The sequence below is a fragment of the Bifidobacterium sp. LH_426 genome (genome assembly GCF_056356875.1).
This window is the reverse complement of sequence record NZ_JBKEVB010000004.1, coordinates 69,092-86,092: the sequence shown is the minus strand read 5'-3', so window position 1 is coordinate 86,092 and position 17,001 is coordinate 69,092. Positions and strand designations below refer to the sequence as shown.

Sequence of the window (17,001 nt, the reverse complement as noted above, 5' to 3'; positions counted from 1 at the left end):
CCATGAAGACATCACTGATCCGCAAGGCCGTCGCCGGCCTCGTGGCCGCCGGCACGCTGCTGGGCGTGTCCGCCTGCGGCCTGCAGGGCGATTCCGCCAGCTCCGGTTCGGGCTCCGGCTCGGACACCGTGAACATCGGCGTCATCTACCCGAAGACCGGCCAGTACGCCGAATACGGCAAGCTGTTCCAGCAGGGCTTCGACCTGGCCGTCGCCAAGGTGAACAAGGACGGCGGCGTCAAGGGCAAGAAGCTCGGCCTCAAGTACTTCGACACCCAGTCCGACGCCAAGCAGGATGCGGCCGTCGCGCCGAAGCTCGTGGCCGACAAGTCGATCATCGCCGTGGTCGGCGACTACGCGTCCCCGGCCTCCGCCGCCGCCTCGCCGACCTTCCAGCAGGCCGGCCTCGTCCACTACGGCTTCAACAACTCGGCCCCGACCTTCACCGACACCGGCGACCACGTGTGGACGCCGCAGATCGGCCAGGACAAGTACCAGAAGGCCAACGCGGACATCGTCGCCAAGAAGGCGAAGAAGATCTCCGTCGTCTACATCGAGAACGACTGGGGCAAGCAGGCCTACCAGTACTTCAAGCAGGAGGCCGAGAAGAACGGCACGCAGATCGTGTACGAGTCCAGCTACCTGCCCGACTCCACCGACCTCTCGCCGATCCTGATCCCGGCGCGCGACGCCAAGCCGGACGCGGTCGTCGACATCGGCTACGGCCCGGACGGCGCGCTCGTCATCAACACGCTGCGCGACAAGCTCGGCTACACCGGCCCGTACTACGGCGGTCAGGAGACCAAGGAGTTCCTCGACCTCGCCGGCAAGAACGCCGAAGGCTCGATCATCACCGGCTCGTTCTCCGCCACCGGCACCAAGGACGCCAAGGCCCAGCAGTTCGTCAAGGACTTCAAGGCCAAGTACGGCAACAACCCGGGCAACTTCGAGGTGACCGCCTACCAGGCGATCATCGACCTCGCCTACGCGGCCAACAAGACCGAGCCGACCCGCGAGGGCATCCAGAAGGCGCTGCAGACCGTGACCGACTTCCCGCTCTACCAGGGCAACGGCGGCACGTTCAAGTTCAACCAGAAGACCCGCCGCGCCGACAACATCGAGCCGATCCTGCTCATCGCGAAGGACGGCAAGTTCCAGCAGTACGAAGGCTGATCTCCGCGGCCTTCCCGTATCCCGCCACCCCGGCCGCGCCATCCGCGCGCGGCCGGGGTCCGGCGGGTCTCGGGAGGGCCATCGTAGATCGAGGATGAGATAGGACAACAATGTTTGATGTGCTTTTCGCCGGCGTGATCCACGGCAGCGCCTACGCGCTGGTCGCCGTCGGCATGTCGCTGATCTTCGGCGTGACCAACGTGGCCAACTTCGCGCAGGGCTCCATCGTCGCGGTCGGCATGATGGTCGCCTGGTGGCTCGGCACCACGGCCGGCTGGGGCATCGTGCCCACGTTCGTCGCCGTGGTCGTCGTCACCGGACTGCTCGGCCTCGTCATGAACGTGGCCGTCATCGCCCCGCTCGAAGGCCGCAAGCCGATCGCCGCGCTGCTCGCCACGATCGGCGTCGGCCAGGTGCTCGACAACGGCCTGCAGATGATCTTCGGGCCGCAGACCCGCCCGTTCCCGAAGCTGCTGCCCACCTACAACCTCCAGTTCGCCGGCGTGCGCTTCGGCACCTCCGACGTGGTGATGGTCATCCTCGCCGTCGTCTCGATGCTCGGCCTGTGGGCGTTCCTCAAATACGGCAAGTCCGGCCAGGCGATCCGCTCCACCTCGCAGGACCCGGAGGCCGCCCTGCAGATGGGCATCCCCGTCAAGGCGATCCGCAACCTGTCCTTCGTGATCGGCTCCGTGCTCGCCGGCGTCTCCGGCATCTTCGTCGGCCTGTTCAACGCGAACATCAACCCGATGAACGGCGGCACGATCGGCATGACCGCGTTCGTCGCCGCCACGATCGGCGGCCTCGGCTCGATCCCCGGCGCCGTGGTCGGCGGCCTCGTGCTCGGCGTGGTCGAGGCGTTCGGCATCTCCCTGTTCGGCGATGGTGCGCACGACCTCATCACCTTCGGCGCGCTGCTCATCATCCTCATCCTCAAGCCGCAGGGCCTGCTCGGCCCGAAGAACGACGTCAGGTCCGAGCCGCTCACCGGCACGTTCCTCGGCGGCGGCCGGCCCATCCAACTGCCTTGGTGGGGCAACCTGATCGGCGCGGTCGTGCTGCTCGCCACCCCGTTCTTCTTCTCCGACTATCTCGCCGGCATCGGCACGCAGGTCGCCATCTACGCGATCGCCGCCGTCGGCCTCACCATGATCTCCGGCTCCGCCGGCCAGACGATCCTCGGCATGGCCGGACCGTTCGCCGTCGGCGCCTACGCCTCCGCGCTGCTCACCACCGAAGCGCACTGGCCGTTCCTCGCCGCCCTGCTCGCCGCAGGCGTGATCGCCGCCGTCGCCGCCAGCATCCTCACGTTCCCCGTGTGGAAGCTCTCCGGCCACTACGTCGCGATCGCCACGATCGGCGTGGGCGCGGTCATGGTCGCGATCATCCGCCTCGCCGAGCCGATCACCAAGGGCTCGCTCGGCATCCAGGGCATCCCGTTCCCCAAGGTGTTCGGCTTCACCCTGTACACGCAGCAGATGATGTACCTGCTCGACGTCATCGTCCTGCTGCTCACGCTCGTCATCGTCACGCGTCTGCGCGCCACGCACCTGGGCCGCGTGTTCGAGGCCGTCGGCTCCGACCGTGAGGCCTCCGAGGCGCTGAGCATCCGCACCGGCGCGTACAAGGCGCTCGCCTACGCGCTCGCCACGTTCTTCGCCGGCCTCGCCGGATCGCTCCTCGCGCACCAGTACACGTACATCGATCCGACGATCTTCAACTCGAACATGTCGATCCTGATCCTCACGATCATCGTGCTCGGCGGCATGAACTCGCCGGTCGGCGCGGTGCTCGGCTCGATCATCCTCATCGGCGCGCCCGAACTGCTGCGCTTCGCCACCGACGCGCGCATCCTCCTGTACGGCGTGCTGCTCGTCCTCGTCATCCTGTTCCGTCCGCAGGGCCTGTTCGCCCGGAAAGCCTGAGTGGTAGCCATGACCGACTCCGAATACTCCACCGTCGACACCGTCACCGGCATCGACATCGACAACGAGCGGCTCACGAACCCCGAGGCGCTCGCCGAATACTCCGCCAAGCACCGCAAGGCCGTGCTCGAGGCGCCCGTCGTGCTGCGCGTGCGCGACCTCGACAAGTCCTTCAACGGCCTGCACGCCGTCAACAAGGTCTCGTTCGACCTGCATCGCGGCGAGGTCATCTCGATCATCGGGCCGAACGGCTCCGGCAAGTCGACGACCATCAACCTGATCTCCGGCTTCCTCGAGCCCGACTCCGGCATCATCGACCTGGACGACGAGCCGGTCGCCGGCTACCCGTCCGCCGAGATGTCCGAACGCGGGCTCGCCCGCACGTTCCAGAACGGCCGCGTGTTCGGCGCGCTCACCGTCGACGAGAACATCAACCTCGGCTACCACAAGCGCCTGCGCGCGCTGCGCCCGTTCAAGAACCTGCAGCGCTACCCGATCGTGCGCTGGCTGCCGCTGCTCGCCGAGACCGGCGTCGCGCTCATCCCCGGACCGAAGGCGCGCAAGGAGGCCAAGGAGGTCGACATCCGCGTCGGCCGCGAGATCGACCGCTTCCGCGAACGCCTCGGCTCCCGCCGCAACGACTACGCGTACACGCTCTCCTACGCGAACCGCCGCCGCACCGAGATCGCCCGCGCGCACATCAGCGAACCGAAGATCCTGCTCCTCGACGAGCCGACCGCCGGCATGAACCAGTCGGAGACCGCCGAAGTGCTCCAGCAGCTGCAATACCTGAAGGCGCAGGGGCACACGATCCTACTCGTCGAACACAAGATCGAACTCGTCACCGCCCTCTCCGACCGCGTCATCGCGATGGACGGCGGCCGCATCATCGCCGAGGGCGCGCCGGACGACGTGCGCAAGGCGCCGCAGGTCGTCGAGGCGTATCTCGGCAAACGCCGCGAGATCAACCACACGCGCGTCTCCGGCCAGAGCAACGTGCTCGCCATGCAGAACGCCATCGAATCGGACAGTGCGTCCGGCTCCCTCGCCAAGGTCGAGGAGCACGACGCCGACCTCGAACAGGACAAGGCCGCGGCGCGCAAGGCCGACGAGTCGGCGCTGCTCGCGCTCGACGACGTCAACGTGTTCTACGGGCAGGTGCACGCGCTGCAGAACGTGTCCATCCGCGTGCCGCAGGGCGCGATCGTCTCGCTGCTCGGCGGCAACGCGTCCGGCAAATCCACGACGATGAAGACGATCCTCGGCATCAACCACCCGAAGACCGGCTCCCTGTGGTACCAGGGACAGGACATCACCAGACTGTCCACGCGCAAACGCGTGGAGACCGGCATCGCCGCCGTGCCGGAGGCCCGCCGCGTCTTCCCGCAGATGACCGTCGAGGAGAACCTGCTCTCCGGCGCGTACACCCGCAACGACAAGTCCGGCATCGCCACCGACCTCGAAGCCATGTACGAACGCTTCCCGCGCCTCAAGGAACGTCGCATGCAGCAGGCCGGCACGATGTCCGGCGGCGAACAGCAGATGCTCGCGTTCGCCCGCGCGCTGATGAGCCGCCCGAAGATCATCTGCATGGACGAGCCCACGATGGGCCTGTCGCCGAAACTCGTCGAGGACGTGCTGGAACAGATCGCGAAGCTGCGCGACGAGCTCGGCGTCTCCGTACTCATGGTCGAACAGCAGGCCGAGCTCGCGCTGTCCATCGCCGACTACGGCTACGTGCTGCAGAACGGACGCATCCGTCTGCACGGCAAGGCCGCCGACCTTCTCGGCAACGAACAAGTGCAGGAAGCCTACCTGGGAGGAACGAAACAATGACCGACGCCGCGACCGAAAAAGCCACGACCGAAGCCACGCAGGCCACGACCGCGCTGGAGGCGGAACTGCTCGACCACTACCGCTGGTTCCACCGCCACCCGGAACCCTCCTACGAGGAGCACGCCACCACGGCGAAACTGAGGGAGATTCTCGAAGCGCACGGCATCGAGATTCTCGACTCCGGACTCAGGACCGGACTCGTCGCCATCGTGCGCGGCGCGCTGGATGGCCCGGTCGTCGCCATCCGCGGCGACATCGACGGCTTGCCCATCACCGAGAACACCGGACTGCCGTACACGTCCGAGAACGTCGGATACATGCACGGCTGCGGCCACGACTTCAACATGACCGTCGCGCTCGGCGCCGCCATCCTGCTCCAGTCGCGCAAGGACGAGCTGCACGGCACGGTCAAGGTGATCCTCCAGCCCGCCGAGGAAGGCAAAGCCACGAAGGAACGCCCCACCGGCGCCGTCCAGGTGCTCGACACCGGCGTGCTCGACGACGTGCAGGCGTTCTTCGGCACGCACGACGCGCCCGGCGAGACCGGAGCCATCGCCATCCGCGAAGGCGGCATCTCCGGCGCCGTCGACAAATTCCAGGCGACCATCCACGGCACCGGCTCGCACGCCGCCGAACCCGACCGCGGCATCGACCCGATCGCCGTGCTCGGCGCCGTGCTGCAGGGCCTGCAGACCGTGACCGCACGCAGCCTCGACCCGGTCGACCCGCGCGTGCTCTCCGTCACGCACGTCGAAGCCGGCAGCACGTGGAACGTCATCCCGCAGGACGCGTTCCTCGAAGGCACGGTGCGCACCACCGAACCGAAGGACCGCCACCTCGCCAAGGACAAGGCCGTCGCCATCATCGAACGCACCGCCGAGGCGTACGGTGCCACCGCCGACGTCAACTGGTTCTTCGGCTCGCCATCCGTCGTCAACGACGGCGCATGGGCCGCGTTCGGCCGCCGCGTCGCACGCGACGAAGGTCTCGCCGTGGCCGACGATCGCCCGCAGCTCGGCGGCGAGGACTTCTCCTACTATCTCCAGCGCAAGCCGGGCCTGTTCGTGCACATCGGCGCCGGCGACGCCGGAGCCGCGCACACGCCCGCGTTCCGCCCCGATCCGGCCGGAATCTGGCCGGGGGCTCGCTTCCTCGCCGCGCTCGCCTTCCGCGCGTTGGACGAATGGGACGACGCCGCTCCCGCCGGCCGTATCATCCATGCTGATACCGAACGATAAACAACGCCTGTATCGGCAGGTACGTGTCGCTGCGACTACGTTCCTACACTGGTGACCATTCACGACTTCAAGGGGAGAATACGCACATGACGCAAGCCTTCGCCACAGCGGCCATCCATGCCGGCTACGACCGACTCCAGCACGACGACGCGGTGAGCACGCCGATTTACGCCTCGGCGGCGTTCGACATGGAAAGCGCCGTCCGCGGCGACGCGCTCGCGGCCGGCGAGACGACGGGATTCTCGTACTCGCGTGTGGCCAACCCGACCGTCGACGCGCTCGAGCAGCGCATCGCGGCGCTCGAAGGCGGCACCAGCGCCGTCGCCGTCGCCTCCGGCATGGCGGCCGTCTCGTTCGCGCTGCTGTGCGCCGCCGAGAACGGCGGGCGCATCATCTCGCCCTCCAACCTGTACGGCGCCTCGGTCGACGCGATGGAGAGCTTCTTCCCGCACTTCGGCGTGCACACTGATTTCGTGAAGAACATCAACGACCTCGACGAGGTCGCCTCGAAGATCGGTCCGGACACGCGCGCCATCTTCGCCGAATCCGTGGCGAACCCGTCCACCGAGATCACCGACCTGGAGCCGCTCGCCGAACTCGCGCACAAGCACGGCATCCCGCTGATCGTCGACAACACCGTGCCCACGCCCTACCTGCTGCGCCCGTTCGACTTCGGCGCCGACATCGTCGTGCACTCCACGACGAAGGGCATCACCGGGCATGGCAATGCGATCGGCGGCGTCGTGGTCGACGCGGGTCGCTTCGACTGGGCGAACGGCCGCTTCCCGCAGTTCACCGAGAACGAGCAGGTGATCAGTGACGAACGTAACGGCGTCGAGCACAGCTTCGCCGAACGCTACGGCAAGGACGCGTTCATCCGCCGCATCCGCATCAAGTACCTGCGCACGTTCGGCGCCGTGCCGAGCCCGTTCAACGCGTACCTGTCGCTCGTCGGCGTGGAGACGCTGCCGCAGCGCGTGCGCCAGGAGGTCGAGACAGCCACGGCGGTCGCGCGCCACCTCACGCGCACCCCGCACGTCATCAAGGTCAACTACTCCGGACTCGGCAATACGCCGCAGTTCGACCTGCTGCCCAAGTACTTCCCGAAGGGCGTCGGCACGATCCTGTCGTTCCTCGTGGACGGCGACGAAAGCAACGTGCGCCGCATCCTCGACGGCACCAAGGTGTTCTCCTACGTGCCGAACATCGGCGATGCACGCTCGCTCATCGTCGACCCGGCCCGCATCACCCACCGCGAGGTCCCGGCCGAATACCGTCTCGCCGCCGGCGTGACCGACAACCTGATCCGCCTGTCCATCGGCCTGGAGGACCCCGCCGACCTGATCGCCGACCTCGACCAGGCCATCGCCGCCGCCTACTGACGCCTCGCCGCCGGGCCGTGCGCATTGCGGTGTATCCGCATGCGCATGGCCCGGCGGCGTGATTATCGGCTCAATGATTGTCCGCAAACGGATTGTTGTCCGTAAATACCCGTAATTGTCCGTAAATTGGCTGATACTGGTCTGTAATCAGAGTTATTGTCCGCAAAATGGCTGATTCGGGGTGGATATGTTCGATTTACGGTCATTGGATGACTTGCGAGAAGGCAATCGTCTGGAAGCCAAGGAAGCCGCCGGCGGTGTGCCGAAGAGCGTATGGGAGACGTATTCGGCGTTCGCGAACACCAACGGCGGAGTGATTCTGATGGGCGTGAGCGAAGACCGGCAACATAATCTGACCGCCACGGGGGTGCGTGACCCGGAACGCACGGTGAAGGATTTTTGGGACACGGTCAACAACCGCAACAAAGTCAGCGCGAATGTGCTTGCCGACGAAGACGTGTCGATCGAGCAGGTCGATGGCGCATCGGTCGTCGTCGTGCGTGTGCCGCGTGCCAGCCGTGAATCCAAACCCGTGTATATAGACCGCAATCCCGTCGGCGGGACATACCGCCGCAACGGCGAAGGCGATTACAAGTGCTCGGAAGAGGAATACCGTGCCATGGTGCGCGATAACGGCACCGGTTCCGAGACGCTCGACCATATGCCGTTGGAACGGTTCGGAATCGAAGATCTCGATGCGGATACGGTAGGCTCCTACCGCAACACCCTCAGCGCCGTCCGTCCGGGGCATCCGTGGCTGGCTCTGGACATGGACGAATTCCTGATGCGCTTGGGCGCGGTGGCCAAAGGCGATGACGGTCGGCCGCATCCGACCCGTGCCGGCCTGCTGATGTTCGGCCACGATTGGAAGATCACGCAGGAATTCCCCTACTATTTCCTCGACTATCGGGAGGTCTCGGATGGCGTGCGTCGCTGGGATCACCGCATCGTCAGCGGTGATGGGGAATGGAGCGGCAACCTGTATGATTTCTGGCTCAAGGTCTGGGCGCGGCTGGCGCAGGCCGTTCGTCGTCCGTTCGCCGTCGACGCCGATATGCGGCGCGTGGACGATACGCCGTTGCATCTGGCGTTGCGTGAGGCGTTGGCGAATACGCTCATCCACGCCGACTACTACATGCGTGGCAACACGGTGATCATCCGGAACCGGGAATCCATTTCCTTCTCGAACCCTGGAGGATTGCGCATCCCCGCCGATGTGGCCATGGCGGGAGGGCTGTCCGACTCCCGTAACCCCACGTTGCTGAAGATGTTCGCATTGATTTCCGTCGTCGAACGCGCCGGCAGCGGCTTCGACGCCATGCGTTGGGGTTGCGATTGGGCCCATATCCCGCACCCGAAGTTGACTGAATCCTTCGACCCGGATCGGACGATGTTGGAGTTCCAAGTCGACGATGCGGATGCGTGGGATGGCGGCTCGTCGCAGTCCTCCTCTGTCGTGTCGGCGTCGGGGGAGGGGATTCCCCAAGTGAAGTCGAAACCGGACGCGCGCGACATCGTGATCGACTATCTGCGGCGTGAACGTTCCATCAGCAGGGCCGCAGTGGAACGGTTGGCTGATGTCAGCGCCTCCAAGGCGAAGTACGTGCTGAGAGGCCTTGTGGACGAGGGGATAATCGAGCAGCAGGGCCGAGGGCGAGGAACGCGCTATACGTTGCGTTGATCGTCGTTCCGTGCGCGCGCGTTCCGCGCCGTGAAGCCGCCCGTGACGCACGTCGTGCGTACGGGCGGCTTCACGCGTACAGTATGCGTACGGGTGACGCGCACGTCGCGTGGAGCGTGTGTCGCGTGAACGAAACGAAACGGATGATGACGAGGGGAGCGTGGCAGGCATGACGGCATACATGGACCACAAGGATCTGGCGAACGAGACGATCGACGAGACGCGCACGCGCGAGATCGCCGACGGCGTCAAGCGCGTGCTTGACGGCATCGCCGAGGCGGAGCAGGCGGCCGGACGCGACGCCGGATCGGTCAGGCTGCTCGCCGCGACGAAGACGCGCGACGTGGGCGAGATCATGGCCGCGATCGACGCGGGCGTGCGCATGATCGGCGAGAACCGCCCGCAGGAAGTGCAGGCGAAGGCCGAGGGATTGGCGCGACAGTGCGCCGCACGCGGCCTCGAACTCGGCCGCGACGTGCCGTTCCACTTGATCGGGCAATTGCAGTCCAACAAGATCGGCAAGGTGCTGCCCGTCGTCAACACCATCGAATCGGTGGACTCGATCGAACTGGCGGAGAAGATCGCCCGCCGCGCGGTCATGCGCGACATGACCATCGGCGTGCTGCTCGAAGTCAACGAATCCGGCGAGGAATCGAAGTCCGGCTGCGCGCCCAGCCACGCCATCGACCTCGCCAAGCGCATCGGCGCGATGGGTGGACTGGAGCTTCAGGGACTGATGACGATCGGCGCGCATGTGGACGACGAGGCGACGATCCGCGCCGGATTCGCCCACCTGCGCCGCACCCGCGACCAGATCCTCGCCTCCGGCGCGCAAGGCACCGAAGGCTGCAAGGAACTGTCGATGGGCATGACGCAGGACATGGCGATCGCCATCGAGGAAGGCTCCACGATCGTGCGCGTAGGCACCGCCATCTTCGGCCCCCGCGCCTTCATCTGAGTCGATTAGGCCTCCAGCGCTTCCTTGATCGCGCCGACGAAGTAGTCGAGGTCGTCGGGCTTGCGGGAGGTGATGAGCTTCCAGCCGTTGTTGTCGTCGACGTGCAGCTGCTCGTCGACGTAGTGGCCGCCCGCGTTCTCGATGTCGGCGGCGATGTAGCGGCACGGCGCGGCGGTCTTGCCGGCCACGAGGCCCGCGTTCACCAGCAGCCAGGCGCCGTGGCAGATCGCGGCGATCGGCTTGCCCTCATGCGCGAACTCCTGCGCGAGCGTGATCGCGTCCTCGTTCACGCGGATGCGGTCCACGTTGCAGGTGCCGCCGGGCACGACCAGCAGGTCGTAGTCGGCCGCCTGCACGTCGGAGAGCGTCGTGTCCGGGGTGAGCGTCTCGCCCTCATACCGGTCGTGCTGCACGGTCTCGCACTTGTCGAGCGTGGTCGCGGCGAGCGTCACCTGCGCGCCCGCGGCCTTCAGGTCGCGCAGCGGACGGGTGAGTTCCGTCTCCTCGATGCCCCAGTTGTTCACGATGATGAGCACCTTCTTGTCCGCGATGGCCATGGTTCCTCCTTGGAATGCCTTGGTGATGCGCTGGCTGTCCGGACGGACCGGAACGGCCGGCCGCATATGTGGTTGCTTGCCGTACCCCATTATGCCGCGGGCCGCGTCGCGCGCGTCGGTTCAGCGCGCGCTAAGCTGAGGGAGATACGTCGAGCCATGCCCGCGGGGCTTCTTCCCGACAACAGGCTGACGGAGGACGGGGGAGAGAAAGCCGTCATTCGGAATCACGCAGGATGAACCGGTGATCCTGCGAACCGGCACACTGACGCAGCCGACGCAATCGGCGAGGAGGACGCAATGAGCGAACCATACAATACGAATCCCAATCCCTATACGAATCCCAATCCGGTCGACCCCGATACGAACCCCGCCGACGTTCCGGCGCAGGAGCCGTACGGCGCGACGTCGCCCGACCCGTATGCGCCGGCGACGCCCGCAAACCCGTATGCGCAGGCCGCGCCGGAGCCCGCCGCCGGTGGCGCGCCGTACGGTGCGTACGCGCCGGCCGGCGCGGCTGTGCCGCCGGTGCCGCCGGCACAGCCCGCGTACGGCGTCGCTTCCGGTGGCGTTCCGGGCGGCGTGCCCGGCAACCCATATGTTTCGGGCGCCGCGTACCAGCCGTACTACCAGCCGGAGCCGCGCTGGAACGCGATGGCCATCGCCGGGTTCGTCGCGTCGTTCATGGTCTCGATCGTCGGTCTGGTCCTCAGCATCATCGGTCTCAACCAGATCAACAGGACCGGCGAGAAAGGCAGGGGCCTCGCCATCGCCGGCATCATCGTCGGCGCGCTGTCCACGCTCGTGTCCGTCGTGTTCGTCGTCCTGTTCGTCACGGCCGTCGTCGACGCGTCATCGCACGGCTACGACTATTCGTATGATGACGGCGGCGACGGCTACGACTATTCCGACGAAGGCGACGACACGACGAACGCCGCCGACCGTCTCGCCGCCGCACCGGACAGCGCGACCGCACGTCTCGACGTGATCGTCGCCGCGACCGCCGCGACCCTGTCGACCCGCTGACTGCCGCATACGCCGGAACGCACGCCGGAACGCGCCGGACGGCGCGACGGCGTGCGGCTAGACTTAGCAGCATGAGAATCGCACGTTTTTCATTGAATGACACGCCGCGATACGCCTTCGTGCAGAAGGACGAATCGGACGGCAAGGATTATCTCGTCGAACTCGACGGCCACCCGCTGCTCGGCGGCAAGGTCGCCCCGACCGGCAAGCGCTACGCGCTCGACGCCGACGGCATCCGTCTGCTCTCGCCGGTCCTGCCGAGCAAGGTGTACGGACTCGCCAAGAACTACGAGGCGCACGCGCAGTACATGCACGAGGCCGGCCACTCCGAGATCTCGCACGCCCCGGAGGACATGGTCATCTTCACCAAGCCGTCCACCTCGGTGATCGGCCCGGACGATCCGATCGTGTACCCGGCCTGCTCGAAGGACATGAACTTCGAGCCGGAACTCGCCGTCGTCATGGGCCGCGTCGCCAAGAACGTGCCGGTCGAGAAGGCCATGGACTACGTGCTCGGCTTCACCTGCGTCAACGACGTGACGCTGCGCGACCTGCAGGGCCTCGACCCGACGTGGACGCGCGCCAAGGGCTTCGATACGTCCTGCCCGCTGGGGCCCTGGATCGTCACGCGCGACGACGTGAACTGGAAGGACGCGAAGATCTCGTTCACGCTCAACGGCGAGGACGTGGCGATGGCGTCCGGCACGACCGCGAACCTCATCCACGGCATCCCCGAGCAGATCGCCGCGATCAGCTCGTTCTCGACGCTCCTGCCCGGCGACGTCATCATGACCGGCACGCCGAACGCGTCCGGCCACCTCGACCCCGGTGACGAGACCATCGTCCACGTCGAAGGCGTCGGCGACCTGCGCAACGTGATCGTGCGCGCGTAAGGCGCATTGTTTCTGCGCCCCCTTGAGGGGGAGCTGGCAGCCGAAGGCTGACTGAGGGGGTGCCCGCCGGATCGCCGGCGAGTGCCCCCTCAGTCTCGCTGCGTTCGACAGCTCCCCCTGAAGGGGGCGCAATGCGTGGTGACGTCGTTTTCGCAGCGATGAAATGAAACTTGAGCCGACGGCGCTCAAGTTTTGGGAATAGAATGTCCTCCGGGTTGGTTGAACGTGTCAGAAACACGAACAACCACAAGACTTGGAGGACAGACTTATGGAACAGAAGTTCACGACCATGGCCCAGGAGGCCATCGGCGACGCCATCCAGAGCGCTGCCGCCGCGGGCAACGCGCAGGTCGAGACCCTGCACGTGATGGACGCGCTGCTGCGCCAGGAGCAGGGCGTCGTGCGCGGGCTCATCCAGGCCGCGGGCGGCGACCCGCAGGCCATCGGCGCGGCCGTGCGCAACGCATTGGTGGCGCTGCCGAGCGCGTCCGGCTCGACCACGTCGCAGCCGCAGGCGAGCCGCCAGCTGACCGCCGCGCTCGCGCAGGCCGAGAAGGAGATGCAGCAGATGGGGGACGAGTACGTCTCCACCGAACACCTGCTCATCGGCATCGCCGCATCGGCCCCGAACCAGTCGGCTGAGATCCTGAAGAAGAACGGCGTCACGCCTGAGGCCCTGCGCAAGGCCGTGCCCGGTGTGCGTGGCGGCGCGAAGGTGACCAGCCCGGACGCGGAAGGCAGCTACAAGGCGTTGGAGAAGTACTCCACCGACCTGACCGCCGCCGCGAAGGAAGGCAAGCTCGACCCGGTGATCGGCCGCGATCAGGAGATCCGCCGCGTCATCCAGATTCTGAGCCGTCGTACGAAGAACAACCCGGTGCTGATCGGCGAGCCCGGCGTCGGCAAGACCGCCGTCGTCGAAGGCCTCGCGCAGCGCATCGTCGCCGGCGACGTGCCGACCACGCTGCAGGGCAAGAAGCTCATCAGCCTCGACCTCGGCTCCATGGTGGCCGGCTCGAAGTACCGTGGCGAGTTCGAGGAGCGTCTGAAGGCGGTCCTCAACGAGATCAAGAACGCAAACGGCCAGATCATCACGTTCATCGACGAGATCCATACGATTGTCGGCGCCGGCGCGGCCGAAGGCTCGATGGACGCCGGCAACATGTTGAAGCCGATGCTCGCCCGCGGCGAACTGCGCCTGATCGGCGCGACCACGCTCGACGAGTACCGCGAGAACATCGAAAAGGATCCGGCGCTGGAGCGTCGTTTCCAGCAGGTGTTCGTCGGCGAGCCCTCCGTGGAGGACACGATCGCGATTCTGCGTGGCCTCAAGCAGCGTTACGAGGCGCACCACAAGGTGACGATCGGCGACGACGCGCTCGTGGCCGCCGCGACCCTGTCCAACCGGTACATCTCCGGCCGCCAGCTGCCCGACAAGGCCATCGACCTGGTCGACGAGGCGGCCGCTCATCTGCGTATGGAACTCGACTCTTCCCCGGAGGAGATCGACGAGCTCCAGCGCAAGGTGACCCGCTACGAGATGGAGGAGATGCAGCTCAAGAAGGCCGAGGACCCGGCCTCCAAGGAGCGTTTGGAGAAGCTGCAGGCCGAAATGGCCGACGCGCGCGAGAAGCTCGCCGGACTCAAGGCCCGTTGGGAGGCGGAGAAGGCCGGCCACAACAAGGTCGGCGACCTGCGCGCCAAGCTCGACTCGCTGCGCGTCCAGGCGGACAAGTTCACCCGTGAGGGCAACCTCGCCGAGGCGAGCCGCATCCTGTACGGCGAGATCCCGGCCATCCAGAAGGAGCTCGCCGCCGCCGAGAAGGCGGACGCCGAGTCGAAGGAAGGCGGCGAAGACGCGAACAAGCCCGAGCCGATGGTCCCGGACCATGTGGACGCCGACTCCGTCGCGGAGATCGTCTCCGACTGGACCGGCATCCCCGTCGGCCGCCTCATGCAGGGCGAGAACGAGAAGCTGCTCCACATGGAGAACTACCTCGGCAAGCGCGTGATCGGCCAGAAGGAAGCCATCCAGGCCGTGTCCGACGCGGTGCGCCGCTCGCGTGCCGGCATCTCGGACCCGAACCGTCCGACCGGCTCGTTCCTGTTCCTCGGCCCCACCGGCGTCGGCAAGACCGAGCTCGCCAAGGCGCTCGCGGACTTCCTGTTCGACGACGAGAAGGCCATGGTGCGCATCGACATGTCCGAGTACATGGAGAAGGCGAGCGTGAGCCGTCTGATCGGCGCCGCGCCGGGCTACGTCGGCTACGAGCAGGGCGGCCAGCTCACCGAGGCCGTGCGTCGTCGCCCGTACTCCGTCGTGCTGTTCGACGAGGTCGAGAAGGCGAATCCGGAGATCTTCGACGTGCTGCTGCAGGTGCTTGACGACGGCCGTCTGACCGACGGTCAGGGCAGGACCGTGGACTTCAAGAACACGATCCTCATCATGACCTCCAACCTCGGCTCCCAGTTCCTCGTCAACGAGGATATGGACGCCGATGCGAAGAAGAAGGCCGTGATGGACGCGGTACACATGAACTTCAAGCCGGAGTTCCTCAACCGCTTGGACGACATTGTGATGTTCCACCCGCTCACCCGCGAGGAGCTCGGCGGCATCGTCGACATCCAGGTGAAGAGCGTGGCCGCGCGACTCACCGACCGCCGCATCAAGCTGCATGTGACGGCCGCCGCCCGCGAATGGCTCGCCAACACGGGCTACGATCCGGCGTACGGCGCCCGTCCGCTGCGCCGCCTCGTGCAGACCGAGGTCGGCGACCAGCTGGCCCGCATGCTGCTCGCCGGCAAGGTGCACGACGGCGACACGGTGCTCGTCGACCAGACCGGCGGCGAACACCTGGAGCTCACCGCCATGCCCGAGGACCCGCTCGCGGGTTCCGGTGCCGGTGACACGTCCGCGCCCGACGACCCCGACGTCAACGTCGAGGACGTCAAGACCGACGAGTGATTGCACGGTCTGCGGCACCCTATGACGGGTGAGGAGAGCGCATAAGCTCCATCTCCTGCGCCCCCTTCTAGGGGGAGCTGTCGAGCGTAGCGAGACTGAGGGGGTGTCCGGCAGGCATAACAAGCCGCCGGGCACCCCCTCAGTCGTCCTTCGGACGCCAGCTCCCCCTCAAGGGGGCGCAACAAGGCTCAGGAACTAGCGGTTGTCCGGAACGAAGGCTTCGAAGATGTGGTGGTCGAAGTACCGGTCGCACTGCGTGAGCTCGTCGCTGGAACGCACCGTCCAGGAGACGGCGATCGCGCCCATCGAACGGGCGAGACGCACCTGCGGCAACGCGCCGCCCGTCCAGTCGTAGGCGATGAAGTCGGGGCGGGACAGCCAGTCGAAGGCGAGCAGACCCGCGGCGAACTCGGCCGGACCGTTCTTCGTGAGCGAGGCGGGCCAGCTCAACTGGCCGCGGCACACCTCCGGATGATGCGTCTTGTACCAGTTCACCGCACCCGGGTTGAACGATTCGATGACGTACGGACCCGCATACGCCTCGAGCAACGCGTGGCCCTTCTCCATCAGCTCGGTCTCGCGCTCGCCCCACGCGGCGTTGTCGTTGAACTTGTATTCCACGATGAGCGGTGCACGCCCCGCCACCACCTTGAGCACGTCGGCGAACAACGGCACATGCTGGTAGTAGCCTTCCGGCGCGGTGGCCGGCGTGACGACCAACGGCGGATTCTCGTCCGCGCCCGGCAGCGGATGCGCCTTGAGGTCCCCCGGCTTCGAACCGCGGGAGACTGGGAATAGGGGGATGCGCGTCAGCTCGTCATAAGTGAGATCCTCGATGCGGCGCGGGTCGCCCGCCACACGCAGAAGGTTCGCGTCATGCACGACGACCACCTGGCCGTCAAGCGTCAGTTGCAGGTCGAGTTCGATGCCGTAGCCGGCCTCGCAGGCTGCGGCGAACGCGGCGAGCGAGTTCTCCGGCGCGATCGGCCCGGTCTCGTCCGCCGTGCCGTACCCGGCCTTCAAGGCCATGCGCCGGGCGAGCGCCACATAATCGGCGTTCTCGGCGATCGAGGCGTCGGTCGTGTCCGCCTTCGCACTGACCGGATTGTCGCCGCCGTAATCGGGGATATCCGTGACGTTCACGAGCCCCGAACCCGCGTCGTGCAGACCGCGGTGCGCATACCAGACGTCGGGGATGACGGGCACGTAGTTGCGGCGTTTGTCGTTGAACGTGCGCGGCGCCATGGCCCACGCGGCGGCTCCCGCGGCCGCGATGCCGCCGATCAGAACGTTTCTCAGGGCCTTCGACATGGCAATCCTTCCATACGTGTGACGTGACGCCGGCGGGGAGCGACGCGCGAGGCGGTGCCG

Annotated in this window: 12 protein-coding genes; 10 read left to right on the top strand and 2 right to left on the bottom strand. The window is 66.6% G+C overall.

Going from position 1 to position 17,001, the window contains the following annotated elements; all coding sequences use genetic code 11:
- Positions 1–2 precede the first annotated feature (2 nt).
- The 7 genes from AC1AYD_RS05465 to AC1AYD_RS05435 all read left to right on the top strand — a co-directional run bounded on the left by AC1AYD_RS05465 (position 3) and on the right by AC1AYD_RS05435 (position 10,192).
- The gene (locus AC1AYD_RS05465) at positions 3–1,172 is read left to right on the top strand and encodes an ABC transporter substrate-binding protein (RefSeq protein WP_476502771.1); all 1,170 of its coding nucleotides are present in this window, start codon (positions 3–5) and stop codon (positions 1,170–1,172) included.
- A gap of 110 nt (positions 1,173–1,282) precedes the next feature.
- Entirely contained in the window at positions 1,283–3,097 is a 1,815-nt protein-coding gene (locus AC1AYD_RS05460; protein ID WP_476502770.1) for an ABC transporter permease, read from the top strand.
- 9 nt (positions 3,098–3,106) lie between these two features.
- Complete coding sequence (locus AC1AYD_RS05455) at positions 3,107–4,933, top strand: ATP-binding cassette domain-containing protein (protein WP_476544808.1); 1,827 nt, start codon at positions 3,107–3,109, stop codon at positions 4,931–4,933.
- Positions 4,930–6,171 carry an amidohydrolase gene (locus AC1AYD_RS05450; protein WP_476502768.1) on the top strand — a complete coding sequence of 414 codons (1,242 nt, stop codon included), beginning with the start codon at positions 4,930–4,932 and terminating at the stop codon, positions 6,169–6,171. Before AC1AYD_RS05455 ends, AC1AYD_RS05450 begins: the two co-directional genes overlap by 4 nt.
- 86 nt (positions 6,172–6,257) lie before the next feature.
- On the top strand, positions 6,258–7,553 hold the full coding sequence (locus AC1AYD_RS05445) for an O-acetylhomoserine aminocarboxypropyltransferase/cysteine synthase family protein (RefSeq protein WP_476532638.1): 1,296 nt from the start codon (positions 6,258–6,260) through the stop codon (positions 7,551–7,553).
- Positions 7,554–7,740: 187 nt separating this feature from the next.
- A complete protein-coding gene (locus tag AC1AYD_RS05440) occupies positions 7,741–9,234 on the top strand; it encodes an RNA-binding domain-containing protein (protein ID WP_476532637.1) in 1,494 nt (497 codons plus the stop codon).
- Positions 9,235–9,403: 169 nt separating this feature from the next.
- Positions 9,404–10,192, top strand: a complete 789-nt coding sequence (locus AC1AYD_RS05435; RefSeq protein WP_476502765.1) for a YggS family pyridoxal phosphate-dependent enzyme — start codon at positions 9,404–9,406, stop codon at positions 10,190–10,192.
- A 5-nt stretch (positions 10,193–10,197) separates the two neighbouring features.
- Here AC1AYD_RS05435 and AC1AYD_RS05430 read toward each other — a convergent pair whose 3' ends face one another.
- Complete coding sequence (locus AC1AYD_RS05430; RefSeq protein ID WP_476502764.1) at positions 10,198–10,749, bottom strand: type 1 glutamine amidotransferase domain-containing protein; 552 nt, start codon at positions 10,747–10,749, stop codon at positions 10,198–10,200.
- 297 nt (positions 10,750–11,046) lie between these two features.
- On the opposite strand from AC1AYD_RS05430, the gene AC1AYD_RS05425 reads away from it, so the two are divergent.
- The 3 genes from AC1AYD_RS05425 (at position 11,047) to clpB (ending at position 15,630) form a co-directional block, all read left to right on the top strand.
- Positions 11,047–11,772, top strand: coding sequence for a DUF4190 domain-containing protein (locus AC1AYD_RS05425; protein WP_476532636.1), 726 nt, complete (start codon positions 11,047–11,049; stop codon positions 11,770–11,772).
- Positions 11,773–11,843: 71 nt separating this feature from the next.
- On the top strand, positions 11,844–12,665 hold the full coding sequence (locus AC1AYD_RS05420) for a fumarylacetoacetate hydrolase family protein (RefSeq protein WP_034529047.1): 822 nt from the start codon (positions 11,844–11,846) through the stop codon (positions 12,663–12,665).
- A gap of 268 nt (positions 12,666–12,933) precedes the next feature.
- Positions 12,934–15,630: an ATP-dependent chaperone ClpB gene (gene clpB / locus AC1AYD_RS05415; RefSeq protein ID WP_476532635.1), complete on the top strand. Its 2,697-nt coding sequence runs from the start codon at positions 12,934–12,936 to the stop codon at positions 15,628–15,630.
- Positions 15,631–15,825: 195 nt separating this feature from the next.
- Here clpB and AC1AYD_RS05410 read toward each other — a convergent pair whose 3' ends face one another.
- Complete coding sequence (locus tag AC1AYD_RS05410; protein WP_476532634.1) at positions 15,826–16,941, bottom strand: glycerophosphodiester phosphodiesterase family protein; 1,116 nt, start codon at positions 16,939–16,941, stop codon at positions 15,826–15,828.
- Positions 16,942–17,001: the final 60 nt, after the last annotated feature.

Excerpts from the sequence above, each read along its gene's own strand:
- AC1AYD_RS05435 (WP_476502765.1), top strand. The coding sequence starts at position 9,404 with ATGACGGCATACATGGACCACAAGGATCTGGCGAACGAGACGATCGAC.
- AC1AYD_RS05445 (WP_476532638.1), top strand. The coding sequence starts at position 6,258 with ATGACGCAAGCCTTCGCCACAGCGGCCATCCATGCCGGCTACGACCGA.
- AC1AYD_RS05460 (WP_476502770.1), top strand. The coding sequence starts at position 1,283 with ATGTTTGATGTGCTTTTCGCCGGCGTGATCCACGGCAGCGCCTACGCG.
- clpB (WP_476532635.1), top strand. The coding sequence starts at position 12,934 with ATGGAACAGAAGTTCACGACCATGGCCCAGGAGGCCATCGGCGACGCC.
- AC1AYD_RS05450 (WP_476502768.1), top strand. The coding sequence starts at position 4,930 with ATGACCGACGCCGCGACCGAAAAAGCCACGACCGAAGCCACGCAGGCC.
- AC1AYD_RS05440 (WP_476532637.1), top strand. The coding sequence starts at position 7,741 with ATGTTCGATTTACGGTCATTGGATGACTTGCGAGAAGGCAATCGTCTG.
- AC1AYD_RS05420 (WP_034529047.1), top strand. The coding sequence starts at position 11,844 with ATGAGAATCGCACGTTTTTCATTGAATGACACGCCGCGATACGCCTTC.
- AC1AYD_RS05465 (WP_476502771.1), top strand. The coding sequence starts at position 3 with ATGAAGACATCACTGATCCGCAAGGCCGTCGCCGGCCTCGTGGCCGCC.
- AC1AYD_RS05430 (WP_476502764.1), bottom strand. The coding sequence starts at position 10,749 with ATGGCCATCGCGGACAAGAAGGTGCTCATCATCGTGAACAACTGGGGC.
- AC1AYD_RS05410 (WP_476532634.1), bottom strand. The coding sequence starts at position 16,941 with ATGTCGAAGGCCCTGAGAAACGTTCTGATCGGCGGCATCGCGGCCGCG.
- AC1AYD_RS05425 (WP_476532636.1), top strand. The coding sequence starts at position 11,047 with ATGAGCGAACCATACAATACGAATCCCAATCCCTATACGAATCCCAAT.
- AC1AYD_RS05455 (WP_476544808.1), top strand. The coding sequence starts at position 3,107 with ATGACCGACTCCGAATACTCCACCGTCGACACCGTCACCGGCATCGAC.